This is a genomic window from Escherichia sp. MOD1-EC4550 (assembly GCF_963876935.1).
Taxonomy (GTDB): domain Bacteria; phylum Pseudomonadota; class Gammaproteobacteria; order Enterobacterales; family Enterobacteriaceae; genus Escherichia; species Escherichia coli_F.
Window position 1 is genome coordinate 24,726 of record NZ_CAWNSE010000009.1, and the last position, 18,507, is coordinate 43,232.

At 45.7% G+C, this 18,507-nt stretch carries 25 protein-coding genes and 1 pseudogene; 15 read left to right on the top strand and 11 right to left on the bottom strand.

The features are described 5' to 3' along the window. Nucleotides 1-226: 226 nt before the first annotated feature. Nucleotides 227-445, top strand: coding sequence for a hypothetical protein (locus AACU19_RS05330; protein WP_001406736.1), 219 nt, complete (start codon nucleotides 227-229; stop codon nucleotides 443-445). Next, on the top strand, nucleotides 445-1,236 hold the full coding sequence (locus AACU19_RS05335; RefSeq protein ID WP_105278771.1) for a hypothetical protein: 792 nt from the start codon (nucleotides 445-447) through the stop codon (nucleotides 1,234-1,236). The genes AACU19_RS05330 and AACU19_RS05335 overlap by 1 nt, the downstream gene beginning before the upstream one ends. Nucleotides 1,237-1,559: 323 nt before the next feature. Here AACU19_RS05335 and AACU19_RS05340 read toward each other — a convergent pair whose 3' ends face one another. Then, nucleotides 1,560-2,252, bottom strand: a complete 693-nt coding sequence (locus tag AACU19_RS05340; protein WP_001406734.1) for a hypothetical protein — start codon at nucleotides 2,250-2,252, stop codon at nucleotides 1,560-1,562. Nucleotides 2,253-2,743: 491 nt separating this feature from the next. On the opposite strand from AACU19_RS05340, the gene AACU19_RS05345 reads away from it, so the two are divergent. Together AACU19_RS05345 and AACU19_RS05350 are read left to right on the top strand one after the other, a co-directional pair. After that, nucleotides 2,744-2,923, top strand: coding sequence for a DUF3606 domain-containing protein (locus tag AACU19_RS05345; protein ID WP_001406733.1), 180 nt, complete (start codon nucleotides 2,744-2,746; stop codon nucleotides 2,921-2,923). Nucleotides 2,924-2,975: 52 nt separating this feature from the next. Next, nucleotides 2,976-3,254 (top strand): hypothetical protein, encoded by a 279-nt coding sequence (locus AACU19_RS05350; RefSeq protein ID WP_001406732.1) that lies wholly within the window; start codon nucleotides 2,976-2,978, stop codon nucleotides 3,252-3,254. A 228-nt stretch (nucleotides 3,255-3,482) separates the two neighbouring features. On the opposite strand, the gene AACU19_RS05355 is transcribed toward AACU19_RS05350, so the two are convergent. The 5 genes from AACU19_RS05355 to AACU19_RS05375 are packed head-to-tail and all read right to left on the bottom strand — an operon-like array spanning nucleotide 3,483 to nucleotide 6,394. Next, nucleotides 3,483-3,902, bottom strand: a complete 420-nt coding sequence (locus AACU19_RS05355) for a DUF977 family protein (RefSeq protein WP_105278772.1) — start codon at nucleotides 3,900-3,902, stop codon at nucleotides 3,483-3,485. Nucleotides 3,903-3,918: 16 nt separating this feature from the next. Then, nucleotides 3,919-4,713: a DUF1627 domain-containing protein gene (locus tag AACU19_RS05360; protein ID WP_105278773.1), complete on the bottom strand. Its 795-nt coding sequence runs from the start codon at nucleotides 4,711-4,713 to the stop codon at nucleotides 3,919-3,921. Nucleotides 4,714-4,758: 45 nt separating this feature from the next. Next, complete coding sequence (locus AACU19_RS05365; protein WP_105278774.1) at nucleotides 4,759-5,721, bottom strand: helix-turn-helix domain-containing protein; 963 nt, start codon at nucleotides 5,719-5,721, stop codon at nucleotides 4,759-4,761. Nucleotides 5,722-5,744: 23 nt separating this feature from the next. Further along, a complete protein-coding gene (locus AACU19_RS05370) occupies nucleotides 5,745-6,170 on the bottom strand; it encodes a toxin YdaT family protein (RefSeq protein WP_001406730.1) in 426 nt (141 codons plus the stop codon). After that, nucleotides 6,167-6,394: a Cro/CI family transcriptional regulator gene (locus AACU19_RS05375; protein ID WP_001261751.1), complete on the bottom strand. Its 228-nt coding sequence runs from the start codon at nucleotides 6,392-6,394 to the stop codon at nucleotides 6,167-6,169. The genes AACU19_RS05370 and AACU19_RS05375 overlap by 4 nt, the downstream gene beginning before the upstream one ends. 98 nt (nucleotides 6,395-6,492) lie before the next feature. Here AACU19_RS05375 and AACU19_RS05380 point away from each other — a divergent pair, with 98 nt between their 5' ends. The 3 genes from AACU19_RS05380 (at nucleotide 6,493) to ydfB (ending at nucleotide 7,697) form a co-directional block, all read left to right on the top strand. Continuing rightward, complete coding sequence (locus tag AACU19_RS05380) at nucleotides 6,493-7,137, top strand: LexA family protein (RefSeq protein ID WP_000444616.1); 645 nt, start codon at nucleotides 6,493-6,495, stop codon at nucleotides 7,135-7,137. 274 nt (nucleotides 7,138-7,411) lie between these two features. Further along, the gene (locus tag AACU19_RS05385) at nucleotides 7,412-7,567 is read left to right on the top strand and encodes a DUF1391 family protein (protein ID WP_000379592.1); all 156 of its coding nucleotides are present in this window, start codon (nucleotides 7,412-7,414) and stop codon (nucleotides 7,565-7,567) included. Between the two features lies 1 nt (nucleotide 7,568). Beyond that, nucleotides 7,569-7,697 carry a protein YdfB gene (gene ydfB, locus AACU19_RS05390; protein WP_000344890.1) on the top strand — a complete coding sequence of 43 codons (129 nt, stop codon included), beginning with the start codon at nucleotides 7,569-7,571 and terminating at the stop codon, nucleotides 7,695-7,697. 92 nt (nucleotides 7,698-7,789) lie between these two features. Here ydfB and AACU19_RS05395 read toward each other — a convergent pair whose 3' ends face one another. Next, nucleotides 7,790-8,323: a super-infection exclusion protein B gene (locus tag AACU19_RS05395; RefSeq protein ID WP_105278775.1), complete on the bottom strand. Its 534-nt coding sequence runs from the start codon at nucleotides 8,321-8,323 to the stop codon at nucleotides 7,790-7,792. Between the two features lie 434 nt (nucleotides 8,324-8,757). Here AACU19_RS05395 and AACU19_RS23700 point away from each other — a divergent pair. The 5 genes and pseudogenes from AACU19_RS23700 to AACU19_RS05415 form a co-directional block, all read left to right on the top strand. Continuing rightward, nucleotides 8,758-8,841: pseudogene (locus AACU19_RS23700) on the top strand (cell division inhibition protein DicB); the annotation flags it as partial. Between the two features lie 26 nt (nucleotides 8,842-8,867). Then, nucleotides 8,868-9,089, top strand: coding sequence for a cell division protein FtsZ (kil, locus tag AACU19_RS05400; protein WP_000560212.1), 222 nt, complete (start codon nucleotides 8,868-8,870; stop codon nucleotides 9,087-9,089). A 123-nt stretch (nucleotides 9,090-9,212) separates the two neighbouring features. Beyond that, complete coding sequence (locus AACU19_RS05405; RefSeq protein ID WP_105278776.1) at nucleotides 9,213-11,687, top strand: exonuclease; 2,475 nt, start codon at nucleotides 9,213-9,215, stop codon at nucleotides 11,685-11,687. Nucleotides 11,688-11,759: 72 nt separating this feature from the next. Further along, nucleotides 11,760-12,011: an excisionase family protein gene (locus AACU19_RS05410; protein ID WP_000005552.1), complete on the top strand. Its 252-nt coding sequence runs from the start codon at nucleotides 11,760-11,762 to the stop codon at nucleotides 12,009-12,011. A gap of 34 nt (nucleotides 12,012-12,045) precedes the next feature. Next, entirely contained in the window at nucleotides 12,046-13,326 is a 1,281-nt protein-coding gene (locus AACU19_RS05415) for a site-specific integrase (protein ID WP_000876994.1), read from the top strand. Nucleotides 13,327-13,513: 187 nt separating this feature from the next. On the opposite strand, the gene AACU19_RS05420 is transcribed toward AACU19_RS05415, so the two are convergent. From AACU19_RS05420 to AACU19_RS05430, 3 genes are all read right to left on the bottom strand, one after another. Next, a complete protein-coding gene (locus tag AACU19_RS05420) occupies nucleotides 13,514-14,533 on the bottom strand; it encodes a Zn-dependent oxidoreductase (RefSeq protein ID WP_105278777.1) in 1,020 nt (339 codons plus the stop codon). An 11-nt stretch (nucleotides 14,534-14,544) separates the two neighbouring features. Continuing rightward, entirely contained in the window at nucleotides 14,545-15,759 is a 1,215-nt protein-coding gene (gene rspA, locus AACU19_RS05425; RefSeq protein WP_001354684.1) for a starvation-sensing protein RspA, read from the bottom strand. Nucleotides 15,760-15,964: 205 nt separating this feature from the next. After that, nucleotides 15,965-16,291, bottom strand: a complete 327-nt coding sequence (locus tag AACU19_RS05430) for a YnfA family protein (RefSeq protein WP_001314753.1) — start codon at nucleotides 16,289-16,291, stop codon at nucleotides 15,965-15,967. 134 nt (nucleotides 16,292-16,425) lie between these two features. Here AACU19_RS05430 and AACU19_RS05435 point away from each other — a divergent pair, with 134 nt between their 5' ends. After that, on the top strand, nucleotides 16,426-16,767 hold the full coding sequence (locus tag AACU19_RS05435; protein WP_032303097.1) for a DUF1283 family protein: 342 nt from the start codon (nucleotides 16,426-16,428) through the stop codon (nucleotides 16,765-16,767). Between the two features lie 34 nt (nucleotides 16,768-16,801). After that, complete coding sequence (gene speG / locus AACU19_RS05440; protein WP_001138584.1) at nucleotides 16,802-17,362, top strand: spermidine N1-acetyltransferase; 561 nt, start codon at nucleotides 16,802-16,804, stop codon at nucleotides 17,360-17,362. Between the two features lie 2 nt (nucleotides 17,363-17,364). On the opposite strand, the gene AACU19_RS05445 is transcribed toward speG, so the two are convergent. Beyond that, nucleotides 17,365-18,075, bottom strand: a complete 711-nt coding sequence (locus AACU19_RS05445) for a YnfC family lipoprotein (RefSeq protein WP_077760064.1) — start codon at nucleotides 18,073-18,075, stop codon at nucleotides 17,365-17,367. A gap of 107 nt (nucleotides 18,076-18,182) precedes the next feature. On the opposite strand from AACU19_RS05445, the gene AACU19_RS05450 reads away from it, so the two are divergent. Beyond that, complete coding sequence (locus tag AACU19_RS05450; RefSeq protein ID WP_105278778.1) at nucleotides 18,183-18,488, top strand: DUF1161 domain-containing protein; 306 nt, start codon at nucleotides 18,183-18,185, stop codon at nucleotides 18,486-18,488. The last annotated feature ends 19 nt before the right edge of the window (nucleotides 18,489-18,507 follow it).

The following is an 18,507-nucleotide window of genomic DNA, read 5'->3' on the forward strand; positions in this document are numbered from 1 at the left end:
GCCTCAGATTAATGTTAAGCGTCTTGCAGGACGCTTAATGTTAACTGTGCTTTTCTTTATCTGCCTTTTGGTGTTCATGCCTGAGACAGATAGCCTCAATCACCCGCAGCGATTTTACTTACCCTCCCCTCTAGTTCATTCGATACTACAACTTTATTTTCTTTTCGTTGTCTATATAGTAAATAACATGTAATAAAAGTTACTCACTAACAATGGAGAGATGCATATGCCCACACTTATCGGAAAAGTGCTTCGTCGATACACAAGTGCTGTAGCAACCCATGTTGACACCCATCTTGAGCAAACGACAAAATATCGTCTTACAGTTGATGCGAACGGTAATGCCACCCTGAACATAGAAAACCCAGAAGTTCAAGCAGACATCATCAAGAAAATGAAACAATTGCGAAAACTACATAACCGTACAGACAAGGAAGTTGCTTAATGGGTCCATTGATTATAACTGTGATTCTCGTGTGTGGTTTTTGGTACACCGAGAATCACTATCAATCGAGAATTCATCACGCAAGAACAAATGGGTGGTCATCCTATTTCTACGTTGCAATGCATGGGTGTCGTTTTGTTGCTCAAGGATTTCTTTTGACGCTCGGGATCTACATGCTTTTCTGGCTACTGAACTCTATCCCACACATAATCAATATTTTCCGAGACAAACCTATAGAATGGCATTTTTTTAATTGGTTACTTGAAACCAAAGTGATGGAATTACCACTTTTTGCTGTCATCACCATCATTTTCGCTTGTTGTATTGCTTACTCTGAGGGGGTGGATGCGCGAAAAGAAATGGAGAATGAAGAAGCGCGCCAAAAGGCTTACAGGGAGATGGCATCAAAAGATTCACTAGAAAACCTATTGATCCAAGCCATTGACACAGAGATGCTGATTTTTGTAACACTAAAATCCAGAAAAGTATATATCGGGTATGTGTCAGCACCACGTGTTGAATTCCACAACAGTGCGCATCTTGAGATCATACCATTCATTAGTGGTTACAGAGATAAGGACTCACTACGCTACATAGAACAACACCGATACTATGATCTCTATCTATCCAAAGAAATCACATTTGAGTCCGAACCATTAAATTTACAACATTTTCGACACGTCATTCCTATCGAACAAATTGAAGCGATCTCGCTCTTTGATGAAAGCACGTACAGCGATTTTGAAAGATTTTCCGAGCCAATGCCTGACACAAAGCAATTACCAGTATAGTATTACCCTCCCCTCTAACGATATACTAAAAAGCCGCTACAACTGGACTGCCCCCATAAAGTTGGACAGTTCATGTTAAGCGGCTTTCAGGGCTTGACCCAACAGAAGTTAGATTGTAAGTATCCCGCTTAAACGGACCATCTGGTCTTTGTTCCACGGTGACGTGCTCATACCTCCTGAAATGTGGGAGATTTGAGTATGGTTGTCCCTTATGAGCGAAATTTGCACGAAGCGGATAAGTTACCGGAGCTGAAGGTCCGCTGTGAGCGAAGAGCGGACCTGAGATTGTGGTATGCTAATTTATGGGGATCAGGTCAATTGTATTAGTTATCTTTTTGCTTTTCTTTATCCCATTTCTTTGCAGTGGTCTGATACCACTCTTCACGCACTCGTTGTTCCTCGGCTCTGTCACTTGAATTATAGTTGTCCGTTTTAATTTTTTTGCTTCCATGGGAAATCGGCCTCCAGTCTTCTCTAATCTTTTTCACCTGCTCGGCTATCTGTGTCATTGGACTCCTTGCACCTAAGTAGCTAACCCCCTCGAAAGAAGCCATATCATAAGAATACTCATTCCGCTCTCTTTCAGTTGAGCCCGGCTGTTTAGACCAACTAATACTAACAGAATAAACTTGATCTTTAATCTGTTCATACTTACAAAGACTGCTGTTGAGCGAATGGCCGTTTTTTAATACGCTAACCTTGCTAAATGGTATACCTATATTTTTTCTATGTTCAGCATTTACCAGTGGGGGATTAAATCCGATTTCAATATCATAGGCTGGGGCATTTCCGGTATTAGCAATATTGATATCAAAATAAAAAGCAGCCCAAGAATTTGGTTCAAGAGTCACAACGACGTGAGGTTGAACTGATGCGTCAACCATCCTTTTTGTCTCGTCTGCTAATAGCCTTGTTACTCTCCACAAGAAAAATGTAGCAACTGCTGTTAGCAATGCTGCCAAAGCGGAGATAAGTGTGCTTACAGTGTTTATATGCTCTGCGATAAATTCGATCATGAGTTGTCCTTGGGGGCGTACTAATTGTTTTCAAGACTAAAATAGCGCCGGGCTTGAAAAATTGCACACTTATGGTTCGATTTACCTCAACAGTTAAGGCTTCAGCTTCCCCCATGCACCTCACCCAGCTCAAGACTGTATGATGTCTGACAAAGAACTTACTGACACTTGAAAACGAGGTAGCGTCTAGGATTTCTCGTAGGGGAAGGATTGAATACGAAGCCTGTATATTGCTCCGCGAACGCTGCTGAGAGCAGTTTAAATGTTGGGCGTTTATGTGGCCTTTCACTCACCAGCATGAGTTCAATGCCTGTGAATTACCGACAACAATATAAAGGGGGTGGCATCATCATATATCCAAGGTAGAGTCAAATCCTTTAACTGGTTTTATGATCAGCGTCAATTGTTTAATTATTGAACGTTTACGAAGCGGCACGGGAGTCATATAACTAATGGGCAGGTATAAGCCTGTATCACGAGGAATCAGTAAAATGGCTGATGATAAGACCAAAATCGGTACCCCTGACAATGATTTAATAAGTATCAAACAGGATTACGAAAGACGTGATTGGGCTGAAAAGTTTGGAGTTAGCGAGGCCAAACTTGTTCAAGCCGTACAGGCTGTAGGTCATTCGGCTAAGAAAGTACAGGCATGGCTTAAAGACCATTAATATATGAGCGCCTTTCTAGGCGCTTTTTTCTCTGTCCTTTTGGAGATGATTTATGGCTAATAATTTATTTATTACTTATGACCTCATTAAAACGAAAGATTATGCGGCTGTGTATGATGCAATTAAATCTTTAGGAAATTGGGCTTTAACAACTGAATCGAACTGGTATGTTAACTGTAGTTACTCTGCCGAGGATGCAGCCAAAATTGTGAGGGCGGTCATGGATAGTGATGATAAACTTATTGTTGTAGACGCAACCAATAACTTAGTTTATTGGTACAATCTCTCTGATGAAGTTAGTAACCAAATTCAGACTGAGTGGTACAAGTAATTAAAGGGGGATACCCCCCTTTAATTCAGAAACTATCATGATTGAAACATTAAATATACTGGGTTTATTCTATCATCCCTGCTCTCTTGCTATATGTCCTGAAAGCGTTCTTTTAAACCTTCTGCTCAGTATGTCCGGTAATGGCACAAAGCGGACAACCACGCTAGCTCTACCCTATGCCATGAAAATGCCAATTCACATATTAATTAATGCTCTTAAATATCATCACTACAATAAATACCGAACATCTCCCTGATAAAACGACAATATGCGCTTCATAACTTCGCTTTTACGGCACTCACTACAAATTATATTATGACGCCTGTCGTAACGACGTATTTCTCCGTCTGGTAATGACCAAATAAGGTCTGGATCAACCACAACTGGTTTCTTCACCTTTGCCCTCGATAGTTTTTTGCGGGCGTTTTGCCAGTCTTTACGTGCCTGCTCAGACGGGAATAACCCGTAGCCAGAGTTGTATACGTCACCATTCGCAACCAACTCCCTGGCAAGAACACTTATCTGATATCTTGTCGCCCCCGTTTTAGTTTCCAGTTGTCGTAACGTCTCGCGCCCACTCTGGCGTACGAGATCAACGATCTGCCCTTTAATTTTTTCCCGCTCTTCCTGTGTAAATACTTTTGCCATAAGCCCTCCCCAGGAATCACTTTTCCGACACAATACGACTGGAGGAATCGACAATCTGTCGGACAATATCCTGGTGCTTGTTCAGCTCCCGCAGTGCGGCGCAGACTCGCTCCCACTTCTGGACATGACTTTTCGCCCGGCGCAGTTCGCGGTTTGCCATATGCAGCGATGGTAAAATCAGGCCATTGGCTCGCGTTTCAGTGAACGATGGCAACGACTGCACAATGTCCCCCACAGTATCTGTTTTAATTTCTTCCTGTGTTGCCGCTTCCTGTACTGGTAACGTAACAACGGCTGGCTGAGAAAAGGCTTTACCAGGTGTTTTCTCTACCGATACAACTTTCGGCTCTGCTGGTAAATTTTCCCCGGTTTCTTTTACCCGCATCCACTTACACCCCTTCCCCTGTCCCAGCTTAATCACCATGCCATCGCGGCAAAGCTTTTCCATCGCAGAAACCAGCGACCTGACGCAATCAGCACGCCCCACAGCAATTGCAATCTCAGCGGTGGTCATTGCCCCACCATGAGCAAGTGTGGACAGGATGTCGCAGCGATTCAGTGGCTCACGCTCTTTTCTGCTGACCACCGGACGGGATTTTCTTTCCACTTTACACACCGTTACTTTTTTTTCTTTCACGCCCGTTTGTCGTTCTGAAACAGACCAGTAACCATTAACCGACACAACTTCTCCCAGCTCTTCGTACTCCCTCAGCATTTTAATCGCCTCTGCAGGTTCAATGCCCAAACTGGCAGCAAGCTCGGTGCACGTCACCTTTTGCATCGCTTTTAACGTATCAATCAACGTTTCCATCAAAATTTCTCCCGTTAAAAATTATTTACCAATCTCAAACAAAACTTATCCCCTGAACCCTGGTGGAATTTCGGTGTCCGGTTCAGAAATGTGATTCACACAACGCTGTACAGGCGAACGCCCCAGACGGATAACCAGCTCATCCCATTTATCGCGAAGTTTTGACGGACTCATGATGTTTTTTACCCAGAATGGATCCCGCTGTACCCGACCAAACATTTCGCAGATTTGTCTGTGAGTTCTGCCATCCAGCATCCGCATTATGCGCACGTCATTGGCCCATGCTGTCCAGTTGGGTTCTTTCGGTCGGGTGATCTCGCCATCATCGCTGGCGGCCTGTTCGTAAAGACTCACGATTCGCCCCCAGATCCACTGTGCGCATGCCAAATCCTCCTGATTTCCCCACTGACGTTTTTTTGCACTAAACACAATCGCATCAGGATGTCGGGTTAAAAAGTCCTGTTCAGCCGTCTGCGGGTCCGGTTGCGAAGCTTCCGGACGAAAAGATCTTTTATCTGACGGATCAGGTTTTAATACTGACGGATCGGGGCCAACCATCGCCCCCATAACCGGCTGTTTTTTACCAACGGTTGATCCATCAAAATTTGACGGGTCAATCGTTGAGGGGGCAATATTTGACTGGTCAACTGTTAACGGGTCATTTTTTGCCGGGCTAATTTTTCTTTTCGGTTTATATGCCTCACGCGCCGCCTCAGCTGCTGCTTCGAGTTTTTCCACATTAAGGCGGTAGATATTGCTTTCATTACGCCCACCGACCTTACGCTCCTCCTTCGTCAGCCAGCCGTTCTTTTCCAGTTCCGCTATCGCCGCTTTAACCGTTGATTCACTCTTTGCCCCAATCTGACGACGAATGGTCTCCACTGCAGGCCATGACACACCTTCGTCATTGCTGTAGTCTGCAAGGCGAGCCATTACTGCCACCCTGGATAAGATCATGCCGGTGAAGGCGCACCCTTCCCAGACAAGACCATGAAGCTTGCTGCTCATAAAAAACCCCGAACACCGTGCTATTAGTGCATCACCACAGCATTTCCTGCCGGGCCACCACGATTCATCTGATTGAAACCGGCGATTGCCACTGCGACAAAATCATCAGCGTCTCTCACCAGTCGTTCCCGCGTCTCCACCAACTCCCGAAAATAGACTGAACTGTGGCTGCGCATCCGGGCCACCAGCAGAGGTGGCATTGCTTTTTCGATCGCTGGTAACAACGCCTGAATTTTTTCAACCGCATCAGTGGTGTCTTTCTCCACCCAGCGGAAAATTTTCTGGGTATTACGAGCCAGGGCTTCTGGATGGCTGTCGTCGTACAGTTCCGGGGACGTCATTCCCAGTTCGAAATAAGCCCTGGTTATCTTGGCCGCCGGAACTTTTTCACCATCCGGACGCGCCCAGGCATTCATAGCCATGCGGATGTGTTCATGCTTGATTTTCATGAATCATTCTTTCCTTCGTTCAAGGTGTTATCCTTCTTTTTGTAAAGTTCTGGGTTCAAAGATAATTTTCCCTTGGAGTATGCGGCAGCTTCCGCGGCCCTCCCCTTGGGAACTATTTCACCAGGACGTTTGCGCCACATGTATATAGCTTCACGGGTTATCCCATAAAAATCGGCAACTCTCTGAACAGAGCCAAAAAACTGGACAAGTTCATCAACTCGCATTTCACCCTCCTAAAACTAAGTATTTTTAGATTAAAGGATAATTTTTTTTAGGTCAATGCAATCTAAAATAATTTATATTCAATTCACGGGAGATGATGATGGAAAGCCTTGGCATTAGGCTTAAGAGACTCAGAAAAGACAAGGGACTGACCCAAGTCGAACTGGGCAAGCTTTCTGGCGTAACAGGGGTAACTATAGGGTACTGGGAGAAAGACCTAAACGAACCCGGTAGCAAAGCTCTTAGTAAATTAGCCCAAGCACTAGGAACTACTGAGTCCTATCTCCTATATGGAGTATCGTCTACTGAACCTACCCTTGTGCAGAACAATTCAGGCACCCAAATCCCCTATCTTTCATGGGGGGAAGCAATTTCTTTCCTAATTTTAGAAGGAGAGAAAACTATGGGAAATGCCGACAGAATCACCACATTCTTTGACGTCAAGGAGGGGGATTTTGCCGTTTCAATGCCTGATGACACTATGCACAACCCATCAGGGTCGCCAAGCATTCCGGTTGGTGCCACAGTGATCATGAGGCCTAGAGAAAAATATAAAAATGGTAGTATCGTCGCTGTAATAGTCCCAGATCCGCTTACAAACGAACCATCTATGACTATAAAAAAATTAGTCATCGACGGAAAACTCGTGTATTTAAGCCCCCTCAATCCTCGCTATCAATCGTCCTTACTGACACCTGAATGTAAAATTGTTGCTGTAGCAAAAGGTGTGCAGTTCAGCCTATAGCTTCCACTTTGTTTTTCAATCAGAGGTCGGCTTTGTCGACCTTTTTTTAAATATATCTAGATCACACTTGACTATAAAACTAAATAGATTTAGTTTTATAGTATACCACCCCACCCCGCCCCACAGAACGCAGGGCAATACTTCGAGTTACCAGGCAGTGGTCTGGGGTTAAGTAGCCAGCCCGAGGCGTAAGAACATGACGGCAGGGTTCAACTTTAACTATGCAGCAGGTTTTTGTTCCGCCACCCCGGCGTTAAGGGGAAATGAGGTCAGCATGGATACTATCGATCTTGGCAACAGCGAATCTCTGGTATGTGGCGTGTTCCCCAACCAGGACGGTACGTTCACCGCGATGACATATACCAAAAGCAAAACGTTTAAAACCGAATCTGGCGCGCGTCGCTGGCTGGAAAGAAATTCAGGTGAGTGATATGGATTTCGACGCAATCATGGAAAAGGCTTACGAAGAATACTTCGAAGGCCTTGCCGAAGGCGAAGAAGCTCTCAGCTTCAGCGAATTTAAACAGGCGCTTTCCAGTTCGGCAAAAGCTAACAACTGAGAAGTTTATGATGGAATTGAGAGTTTGTTTCAAACTCTCAATAAACCAGAGGCAGGTAAGGAGCGTTAAATTATTGCTTGAGAGCAATAAGATCACTCAATCTCACCGCTATAGGCATTCCATCTGAGCATGAGTGCACGCCAGAAAATATCGTTTATGTGCAAAACACAGTATGGATTTTCGTCGGGAAGGAGTTGCCCTTCCATGGGGAGCAAAATATTAGCAGATACCAGTTTTTTTATATCAGAATTATTGCGTACAGCATGGATCACAGGATAGTTCCTCGATAATGCCGTAATAAGAATTTTTTTCTGACCCGCAGTCAAGGAATCGATAACTGCATTGATATGACTGATTATTTTTTGTTCTCTTGTATTGTTCCGGTGACTTCGCCAGATCTTACGAAGAAATAAAGCTAAACGTTGGAGATTTATAGCCAGCACAAAAGAAAAGGCAAAAACGAATACCGGGTAAATATAAGGAATGCTGATTTTGTCTTGAACATACTCCGGTACAGAATCAGGCATAAAGAGCAATATCAAAACAAAGATAATAAGCATATACATAAGGCGCTCTAAGGGTTCGTTACTGAATAACTTGCTCAACAAGCCGAATACATCAGGCATATTAATAACTCTCTACTGTAAGGGTATTAAAATGTTATCACAGACTCTCGCTGTAGGGGTATAGCCGAGACCACCGAGCCTGAAGTGGTAAAAAGACAGGCACACAACACGAAAGCGCACGGCGAGGCTGTTAGTTCATAAATGGTCTGTCGTTAAATTTACGTCGACCGTGCGCTTCCGGTTGTGGCACTCCGCGAAATGGCGCGGCGGTAAGTATGGCGGGGTTATTCCTTCCCCCGTTGAGGACACCGGGTTGTCAGGTTGACCATACGCTTAAGTGACAACCCCGCTGCAACGCCCTCTGTTATCATTTTTCTGGTGACGTTTGGCGGTATCAGTTTTACTCCGTGACTGCTCTGCCGCCCTTTTTAAAGTGAATTTTGTGATGTGGTGAATGCGGCTGAGCGCACGCGGAACAGTTAAAACCAAAAACAGTGAAATGGGTGGATTCTCTGTATCCGGCGTTAATTGTTAACTGGTTAACGTCACCTGGAGGCACCAGGCACCGCATCAACAAAGTTCATTTGTAAAAATGGAGATAATTATGATTGCTCATCACTTCGGAACTGATGAGATTCCTCGTCAGTGCGTGACTCCCGGTGATTATGTTATTCATAAAGGAAGAACATATATTGCTTCGGTAAACAACATTAAAAAACAACGGCTCTATATTCGTGATTTTTCCACACAACACTGTATTAAGGAAACCATGATTAAAGTCTTCCTTGGTCGTGATGGTTTACCTGTAAAAGCAGAGTCATGGTGAGCAGTAATAAAATAACTGCCACAATACGACATTCAGCTTAATGAATACATCAGATTTGATTCTTATATGCCAGCAATGGCAGGGATTTGTTCACCCTTAAATCTGTAATGAGGTTAAAACAAAATGAGTAAAGTCTTTATTTGCGCCGCCATTCCTGACGAACAGGCAATTACGGAAGAAGGTGCAGTTGCTGTAGCCACTGCCATCGAAGCTGGTGACGAACGCCGCGCCCGTGCCAAATTTACCTGGCAATTCCTGGAGCAATATCCGGCTGCTCAGGACTGTGCTTATAAATTTCTTGTCTGCGAGGATAAACCCGGCATGGCCCGCCCTGCCCTTGGTTCCTGGGATACCGAATATATGCAGGAAAACCGCTGGGATGAGGGATCGTCTTCCTTTGTCCCGGTCGAACCAGAGCCGAATACAGAAATTGTTAACTTTAATCAGTTATCCGACGACAAACAGGCCGCTGTTCTCGTTAAGTTTGGCGCACATGAAAACGTCACCGTGGATATGGTCATCAACGCAAGCGGGCTTCTTGGCGATGACGACATGATGACCTTTGACGGACACCTCGCAGAGGCAATTATCCGGACTAAAGAAATTAACGCCATGTATCCGGAACGTCAGATTGAATACATCAACGATGCCAGACGTGATTTAAAACCAACCGCCAAATGGCCCGACGTTCAGGCATATTTTCTCGACCGTAAAAAACGCCAGGAAAAGGAGCGCAAAGAAGGTGGTGCATATACTTCTGTTGTTGATCTCGCCCGCGCCAGCGTCAACCGGCAGAACACTGAAAACTCAGTAGCAAAAATCAACCCTGTCACTACTGCCATTCGTCGCGAATACAAGCAGACATGGAAAACACTGGATGATGAACTGGCCTACGCTCTGTGGCCTGGTGACATTGATGCCGGAAACATTGACGGCAGCATCCATCGCTGGGCAAAAAATGAAGTTATCGACAACGACCGCGAAGACTGGAAGCGTATCTCGGCATCAATGCGCAAACAACCTGATGCCCTTCGCTACGACCGCCAGACTATTTTTGGCCTTGTCCGTGAACGTCCGATCGACATTCACAAAGACCCTGTGGCACTGAACAAATACATTACTGAATACCTGACTACAAAGGGCGTGTTTGAAGATGAAGGAAGAAATCAGAGCGCAACTGATACTCTCTCGTCGCCAGTACCAGAAACTGATGCAGTGGAAACGGCAATTCCGGACAACGAAAAAACCGAATGCAAAGTGGAAGTCGAACCATCTGTAGAGCGTGAGGGGCCGTTCTACTTCCTCTTCACCGACAAGGATGGCGAAAAATACGGTCGCGCAAACAAACTTTCTGGTCTGGATAAGGCACTGGCTGCCGGGGCTACTGAAATCACGAAAGAAGAATATTTCGCCCGCAAAAACGGTACATACTCAGGTTCACAACAAAATACTGGTGCATCTGATACGACCGCACAACCAGGGCCGGTAAAAGTTACCGCTGACGAAGTAAACAAAATTATGCAGGCAGCCAATATCAGCCAGCCTGACGCCGATGAACTGCTTGCAGTATCACGCGGTGAATTTGTTGCAGGGATTAGCGATCCGAATGATCCGAAATGGGTAAAGGGGATTGAAACCCGCGATTCTGTGAACCAGAACCAGCAAGAAACGGAACAGAACGATCAGAAAGCGGAACAAAACAGCCCAAATACGCAACAAAACGAGCCAGAAACGAAACAACCTGAACCAGTAGTGCAACAGGAACCGAAAAAGATCTGCACCGCCTGCGGTCAGAGCGGTGGCGGCAACTGCCATGATTGTGGTGCGCTGATGGGCGACGCAACATACCAGGAAACATTCGATGACAAGAACCAGGTTGAAGTTCAGGAAGACGATTCGGAGAAAATGGAAGGCGCTGAACATCCACACAAGGGGAATGCTGGCAGCGCTCAGGACCACGCCAGCGATAGTGAAACTGGCGAGAGGGCAGATCCCTTAATTACGGTGAACGGTCATCACGTTATCACATCCACCAGCAGGACGTGTGACCATCTAATGATCGACCTTGAAACCATGGGAAAAAATCCTGATGCCCCGATCATCTCAATAGGTGCAATATTTTTCGATCCGCAAACCGGAGATATGGGACCGGAATTTAGTAAGACTATCGATCTGGAAACTGCTGGCGGAGTCATTGATCGGGACACCATTAAATGGTGGCTTAAGCAATCACGCGAAGCGCAATCTGCCATTATGACCGATGAAATCCCGTTAGATGATGCACTGTTACAATTGCGGGAATTTATCGACGAAAACTCCGGTGAATTTTTTGTTCAGGTTTGGGGAAATGGAGCCAACTTCGACAACACGATTTTGCGCCGTTCATACGAACGGCAGGGGATCCCCTGCCCGTGGCGTTACTACAACGATCGCGATGTACGCACAATCGTTGAGCTGGGGAAAGCCATAGACTTCGATGCCAGAACGGCTATTCCATTCGAAGGTGAGCGCCATAATGCACTTGATGACGCCCGTTACCAGGCAAAATACGTTTCAGTTATCTGGCAAAAACTTATCCCGAGTCAGGCTGATTCTTAATGTTCAACTGTCGCCGGTTGTGACTGGTATTCTGCAACCGGCGCTCGTCTGATGTAAGAGATAAAGAAATCGATGAGCGAAGTAATCATGATTGTCTCTCCCGGCAAATGGGTATCCGAAGAACAGTTAATTGCGCTGAAAGGAATAAAAAAAGGTACGTTAAAAAAGGCCCGGGAAAAATCGTTTATGGAAGGAAGGGAATATAAGCATGTCGCTCATGACGGTATGCCATGGGATAACAGTCCATGCTTTTACAACCTGGAAGAAATTGATCGCTGGATTGAGCGCCAGGCATCAGCGAGACCAAGACGTCATCTTACTTGACTAAAAGCCACACTAACTAATGAGAGAAGTTGAAATGAAATATCCGACAGGCGTGGAAAACCATGGAGGGAAATTACGTATCTGGTTTGTTTATAAAGGCGTAAGAGTCAGGGAAAATCTGGGGGTTCCTGACACAGCAAAAAACAGGCGCGTTGCAGGTGAACTACGCTCCTCTGTTTGTTACGCAATAAAAACTGGTGTTTTCGACTATGCAAAACAGTTTCCCTCCTCACGCAATCTGGAAAAATTTGGTGAGGCCCGACAAGATTTAACCATAAAAGAACTGGCTGAAAAATTTCTGGCACTGAAAGAAACTGAAGTCGCCAAAGCATCACTCAACACATACCGTGCCGTCATCAAAAATATCCTGAGCATAATCGGTGAAAAAAATCTTGCCTCATCGATTAATAAAGAAAAATTACTGGAGGTTCGTAAAGAGCTACTGACTGGATACCAGATCCCCAAAAGTAACTATATTGTTACACAACCAGGGAGATCGGCTGTAACTGTAAATAATTACATGACAAATCTTAACGCCGTGTTCCAGTTTGGTGTTGATAACGGTTACCTGGCAGATAATCCGTTTAAGGGGATCTCGCCATTAAAGGAATCAAGAACCATTCCTGATCCTCTTTCACGGGAGGAATTTATCCGTCTTATCGACGCCTGCAGAAATCAGCAGGCCAAAAATTTATGGTGTGTTTCTGTTTATACAGGCATTCGCCCTGGTGAACTGTGTGCGCTTGGGTGGGAGGACATAGATCTGAAAAATGGAACAATGATGATCAGGAGAAATTTAGCAAAAGATCGTTTTACGGTACCGAAAACACAGGCTGGTACCAATCGGGTAATTCACCTTATCAAGCCTGCAATCGACGCTCTCAGGAGTCAGATGACACTAACGAGGCTGAGCAAAGAACATATTATTGACGTTCACCTCAGAGAGTTCGGCAGAACAGAAAAACAAAAATGCACCTTTGTTTTTCAACCTGAAGTGTCAGCGAGAGTAAAAAATTATGGTGACCATTTTACCGTTGACTCAATAAGGCAGATGTGGGACGCAGCGATAAAGCGCGCTGGCCTCCGCCACCGCAAATCATATCAGTCGAGACATACTTATGCCTGCTGGTCGTTGACAGCCGGTGCCAACCCGGCATTCATAGCAAACCAGATGGGACATGCAGATGCGCAAATGGTGTTTCAGGTATACGGGAAATGGATGTCTGAAAACAATAATGCACAGGTAGCCCTGTTAAATACACAGCTAAGCGAGTTTGCCCCAACCATGCCCCAAAACGAGGTGGTGAAAAATTAATTTATTAATTATCAAATAGTTACTATTCATGACTCTTGAAATCCATGAATTCAAGCGCAGTGCCCAGCCATCCCGATACTGCTGCTTTCACCAAATCCTTAGTGCTTCTTTCGTGTTTTTCTATTGTCATAATGGTTATCTCTAAAAAAGAGGTAAGATGCGTACTACTTACTCGCCGTTATTGGTATTATTCAGAAAAAGTGAGTAAGACTTTGCAGCAATGCTTTTGATCCTGTTCAAATAAACTAATGGCATCAGCAACATGCTGGAAATCAAACGTATGGGTAATTAGTTTTTCTGGTTTAATTAACCCTTTACTTAACCAGTCGATAACGACCGGGAATTTATTTGCATTTAAGCGTGAAGAGAAAATAGAGAGTTCTTTTCCGGTAACTCCTTGCTGAATCACTTCAGACGGTTCACTGGAGAAGCCCATCAATACAATACGTGCCGCTGGAGAAGCCAGCGTTACGGCTTCTTTCAGGATTGAAGGATGACAAGCCGCATCGATAATTAATGTCGGCTTTATGCCTTTTTCAGCGAAAATCTCGCCAAGCGGTGTCTGGCTGTTATTAATCGCCCAGTCTGCCCCGCTCTCTTTCGCTTTTTCCAGTCGTTCATCAATGCGATCGGCAACAATCACATTCTTAACGTTATAGACGCCTTTTAATACCTGAACGATCGTCAGGCCGATTGGACCTGCACCGTAAACCAGAACGGTATCATTTTCAGTCGGTTGACCATGACCGGTAACGTTAGCCGCAATGGTAAAAGGTTCGATCATCACCGCATATTGATCGGCCACTGCTTCAGGAATTTTCCACGCATTTTTTGCCGGCACCACGGCATATTCACTGAAACCACCGTCAGCGTGCACACCTAATACAGCCAGTGTCGTACAAACGTTCGGCTTACCTATAGAGCACGGATAGCAATGCCCACAGCTGACCACCGGATCGACAGCAACGCGTTCACCGACTCTGTCGCTTTCCACGCCTTCACCCACTGCATCAATGACGCCAAAGAATTCATGTCCAATGACGCGCGGATATTTCGCAAAAGGATTATGCCCACGATAAATATGGCTATCTGAACCACAAATTCCGGCAAGTTTCACTTTTACTCGTACTTCACCCGCTGACGGGGTGGGTATTTCGCGTTCGATAATTGCCAGTTGATTCGGTTTTTCAATTAAAATGCTTTTCATTATCTTACTCCTTACCAGTTCCACAGCGTGCCATCTTCCAGACGTGCGACTGGCAGATAAGCAGGTTCATAGGGATATTTCGCCGCCAGCTTTTCATCGAATTCGATGCCAAGACCTGGTTTATCGCCCGGATGCATATAGCCGTTATCGAAAGTCCAGTTGTGCGGGAAGACTTCAAGCATTTGTTCGGAATAACCCATGTATTCCTGGACACCGAAATTGGGGACCCACAGATCAAAGTGCAGCGCCGCAGCCATGCAGACTGGCGACAAATCGGAAGGACCGTGTGAGCCAGTACGTACCTGATACAACGAAGCAAAATCGGCAATCCGGCGCATACCGGTAATCCCCCCCGCGTGAGTCAGCGTGGTGCGGATATAGTCGATAAGTTGTTCTTCAATCAGCTGTTTGCAGTCCCAGATGCTGTTGAAGACTTCACCCACCGCGATGGGTGTGACGGTATGTTGGCGAATGAGACGGAAGCATTCCTGGTTTTCCGCAGGCGTCGGGTCTTCCATCCAGAACATGCGATAATCTTCAATGCTTTTACCAAAGCGCGCCGCTTCAATAGGCGTTAAGCGATGGTGCATGTCATGCAGCAAATGTTCATTAAAACCAAACTTGTTACGTACCGCGTCAAACAATTTCGGCATGAAATCGAGGTATTTCTCCGTCGACCACAGCTGCTCTTCCGGCCACTGTCCTTTGGTTGCGGGTTCATAAGCCAGACCTTTGCCTTTCGACATGCCGTAGGTGGTTTTCATACCAGGGATTCCGCACTGCACGCGGATGGCTTTGAATCCCAGCTCCTGATGACGGGCATAATCATCCAGAGCTTCATCAATACTGTGACCGGTGGTATGGCAATAAACCATCACCCCTTCACGAGACGCGCCGCCGAGTAACTGGTAAAGCGGCATGTTGGCAGCTTTGGCTTTAATATCCCACAGCGCCATATCAACCGCTGAAATGGCCGACATCGTCACCGGACCGCGACGCCAGTAAGCACCTTTATAGAAAAACTGCCAGATATCTTCGATACGCTGTGCATCGCGACCAATAAGCTGCGGACAAAGGTGATCCTGCAAATAAGAGGCCACGGAAAGCTCACGTCCATTGAGGGTGGCATCCCCAAGGCCCGTAATACCGTCCTCAGTGGTGATTTTTAATGTGACGAAATTACGCCCCGGACAGGTAACAAAAACTTCAGCCTTTACGATCTTCATGTTCGATTCCTTGCATCGCTTGTCGTGATGCATGAAATCTACGCAACTGAGCTACTACCATACAAGTATGAAGATCGAAAAAAGCCGGAGTGATCACAAAAAAAGGCGTATATTTGCGCCGTGAATGGTTGACAAAAGATGAAATAGAATACCTTTTGTCAGCTGACACTTCCTTGTATCTTATTGATAAAATGGATTTATGTCCTTACGCGCGCCCCCAGCCCGCAACAATGATCAACATGCCGCAAAGCGCAATCAACGCCCCCGTCCAGTCATAAAGACTCAGTTTCACGCCATCCACAACGCGCAGCCAAATCAACGCCGTGCAGACATAAACGCCACCATAAGCCGCGTAAACACGCCCACTCGCCGCAGGATGCAACGTTAACAACCAGACAAACAGTGCCAGAGAAATCCCCGCCGGAAGCAACAGCCAGATACTGGCGTTTCGTTTTAACCACAACCAGGGCAGAAAGCATCCAATAATTTCACACAGCGCAGTAGCAAAAAACAGTAACGTTGTTTTAATCATCTTTGTCACTTATTGACATCATGTATAGTTATAGGGCGACATAATATCATCAATATAAACATCCTCCCGGTGCGTTTTGCGTTCACAGTGGATGGTGTAGAATCGCCTTTAATCATTCACACAAGGAATGAATTATGAAAGTCACTCTCAGCAAACGAATCGGCCTGCTCGCTTTTCTGCTGCCTTGCGCACTTGCATTGAGCACAACGGCCCATGCCGAAACTAACAAACTGGTGATTGAGTCTGGCGACAGTGCACAAAGCCGCCAGCACGCTGCAATGGAAAAAGAACAATGGAATGACACGCGCAATCTGCGACAGAAAGTGAATAAACGCACTGAAAAAGAGTGGGATAAAGCCGACGCCGCTTTTGATAACCGCGATAAATGCGAGCAAAGCGCCAACATCAATGCCTACTGGGAGCCAAATACATTGCGCTGCCTGGACCGTCGAACTGGCCGCGTTATTACCCCCTAACCTGTTATTGATTTAAGGAATGTAAGGACACGTTATGCCAAGCGCCCACAGTGTTAAGCTACGTCCGCTGGAGCGTGAAGATTTACGCTATGTACATCAACTCGACAATAACGCCAGTGTGATGCGTTACTGGTTTGAGGAACCCTACGAAGCCTTCGTTGAACTCTCTGATCTGTATGATAAGCATATTCACGATCAGAGCGAGCGGCGCTTCGTGGTGGAATGTGACGGCGAAAAAGCCGGTCTGGTGGAGCTGGTGGAAATTAACCATGTCCATCGCCGCGCAGAATTTCAGATAATTATCTCCCCGGAGTATCAGGGGAAAGGTCTGGCTACCCGCGCCGCAAAATTAGCAATGGACTATGGCTTCACCGTTCTCAATCTTTATAAGCTGTATCTGATCGTCGATAAAGAGAACGAAAAAGCAATTCACATTTACCGCAAGCTTGGCTTTACGGTTGAAGGTGAATTGATGCATGAGTTCTTTATTAATGGTCAATATCGGAATGCCATTCGCATGTGCATATTCCAGCATCAGTATCTGGCAGAGCACAAAACACCGGGTCAGACTCTCCTGAAGCCGACCGCACAATAGCATTAATAATAATCGATAGTATTTTTGATGGTGTAAACCCGTTCGACGGCGGGTTTTACTCCTTCATCAACAATGATTAGCTGACAGTCTACCGGATTGGCGTGACTGTCATATTCACAGCTCTGTTTTACATTACCAACCCGTTGATTATTCAGTAAAGTAACCGCTGTGTAATCTAATTTTTTGATCGGATCCGTTGATGGCGTAGCGCTAACAGATAATGTTTTGTCGTTACTTTTCGTGGTTTTACCCAGCGGATACCCCTGCTCATCATAGCGATATTCCATCTGCATTTGTTTGCTGCTGGCTTTAATCACGAAGCCATTATCATCGGTTTCCCAACTCACCCCGGCAGAAGGTAATTCTGCTAGCTGGCATTTTCCCTGTAAACGTACTCTTTTCTCCAGCGTCTGGGCATCACGGTAATAATTGGCGTCCAATACCAGGGCAACCACGGTATTATTTTCCAGATCCAGTAATTCGAGTGAATCAAAACAGCCTTCTTCCGACAAAGTCCCCGAAACACGTTTCGTCACTTCACCTTGCTCATCCATTAATGTCTGAGTGAAATCTTTTACCGGACCACGCAGCGGATCAAAATCGAATTCATTAGAGAAACTGGCCATCTCAGGGGTAAATGAAAGTGTTACCTCTGTGCGGTCACATCCTGTGAGTAATATCGCGAGTAAGCATGGCAGTAATTTGTATTTCACAACAGTCACCAGACAGTAGAGATGATTCTCAATCATAGTAGCAAATACAGTACTTTACACGTTAAATGCTATGCTTAAAGAAGTTATATTCGCGTAAGGAGCTTATGATGAAACTCTCAACTTGCTGTGCCGCGCTTCTGCTCGCCCTCGCCTCACCCGCGGTACTCGCCGTCCCGGTTTCCTGTGAGCGCATAAAGAGCGATATATCACAGCGTATTATCAATAATGGCGTACCTGAAAGCAGCTTCACGTTAAGTATTGTACCCAATGACCAGGTTGATCAGCCTGATTCCCAGGTCGTCGGGCATTGTGCTAATGATACGCATAAAATTCTCTATACCCGCACCACCAGCGGTAACCTCTCTGCTCCCGCGCAGTCTACCCAGGATGGCGCGCCTGCCGAACCGCAGTAACACATTATCGACTGAACGC

Coding starts and splice junctions, on each gene's coding strand:
- AACU19_RS05450 (WP_105278778.1), top strand. CDS start 18,183: ATGAAACTCTCAACTTGCTGTGCCGCGCTTCTGCTCGCCCTCGCCTCA.
- AACU19_RS05430 (WP_001314753.1), bottom strand. CDS start 16,291: ATGATTAAAACAACGTTACTGTTTTTTGCTACTGCGCTGTGTGAAATT.
- AACU19_RS05405 (WP_105278776.1), top strand. CDS start 9,213: ATGAGTAAAGTCTTTATTTGCGCCGCCATTCCTGACGAACAGGCAATT.
- AACU19_RS05355 (WP_105278772.1), bottom strand. CDS start 3,902: ATGGCAAAAGTATTTACACAGGAAGAGCGGGAAAAAATTAAAGGGCAG.
- AACU19_RS05360 (WP_105278773.1), bottom strand. CDS start 4,713: ATGGAAACGTTGATTGATACGTTAAAAGCGATGCAAAAGGTGACGTGC.
- AACU19_RS05345 (WP_001406733.1), top strand. CDS start 2,744: ATGGCTGATGATAAGACCAAAATCGGTACCCCTGACAATGATTTAATA.
- AACU19_RS05365 (WP_105278774.1), bottom strand. CDS start 5,721: ATGAGCAGCAAGCTTCATGGTCTTGTCTGGGAAGGGTGCGCCTTCACC.
- kil (WP_000560212.1), top strand. CDS start 8,868: ATGATTGCTCATCACTTCGGAACTGATGAGATTCCTCGTCAGTGCGTG.
- AACU19_RS05330 (WP_001406736.1), top strand. CDS start 227: ATGCCCACACTTATCGGAAAAGTGCTTCGTCGATACACAAGTGCTGTA.
- ydfB (WP_000344890.1), top strand. CDS start 7,569: ATGGATTTCGACGCAATCATGGAAAAGGCTTACGAAGAATACTTCGAA.
- AACU19_RS05335 (WP_105278771.1), top strand. CDS start 445: ATGGGTCCATTGATTATAACTGTGATTCTCGTGTGTGGTTTTTGGTAC.
- AACU19_RS05435 (WP_032303097.1), top strand. CDS start 16,426: ATGAAAGTCACTCTCAGCAAACGAATCGGCCTGCTCGCTTTTCTGCTG.
- AACU19_RS05375 (WP_001261751.1), bottom strand. CDS start 6,394: ATGCGAGTTGATGAACTTGTCCAGTTTTTTGGCTCTGTTCAGAGAGTT.
- rspA (WP_001354684.1), bottom strand. CDS start 15,759: ATGAAGATCGTAAAGGCTGAAGTTTTTGTTACCTGTCCGGGGCGTAAT.
- AACU19_RS05350 (WP_001406732.1), top strand. CDS start 2,976: ATGGCTAATAATTTATTTATTACTTATGACCTCATTAAAACGAAAGAT.
- AACU19_RS05415 (WP_000876994.1), top strand. CDS start 12,046: ATGAAATATCCGACAGGCGTGGAAAACCATGGAGGGAAATTACGTATC.
- AACU19_RS05370 (WP_001406730.1), bottom strand. CDS start 6,170: ATGAAAATCAAGCATGAACACATCCGCATGGCTATGAATGCCTGGGCG.
- AACU19_RS05410 (WP_000005552.1), top strand. CDS start 11,760: ATGAGCGAAGTAATCATGATTGTCTCTCCCGGCAAATGGGTATCCGAA.
- AACU19_RS05340 (WP_001406734.1), bottom strand. CDS start 2,252: ATGATCGAATTTATCGCAGAGCATATAAACACTGTAAGCACACTTATC.
- AACU19_RS05385 (WP_000379592.1), top strand. CDS start 7,412: ATGGATACTATCGATCTTGGCAACAGCGAATCTCTGGTATGTGGCGTG.
- AACU19_RS05420 (WP_105278777.1), bottom strand. CDS start 14,533: ATGAAAAGCATTTTAATTGAAAAACCGAATCAACTGGCAATTATCGAA.
- speG (WP_001138584.1), top strand. CDS start 16,802: ATGCCAAGCGCCCACAGTGTTAAGCTACGTCCGCTGGAGCGTGAAGAT.
- AACU19_RS05395 (WP_105278775.1), bottom strand. CDS start 8,323: ATGCCTGATGTATTCGGCTTGTTGAGCAAGTTATTCAGTAACGAACCC.
- AACU19_RS05380 (WP_000444616.1), top strand. CDS start 6,493: ATGGAAAGCCTTGGCATTAGGCTTAAGAGACTCAGAAAAGACAAGGGA.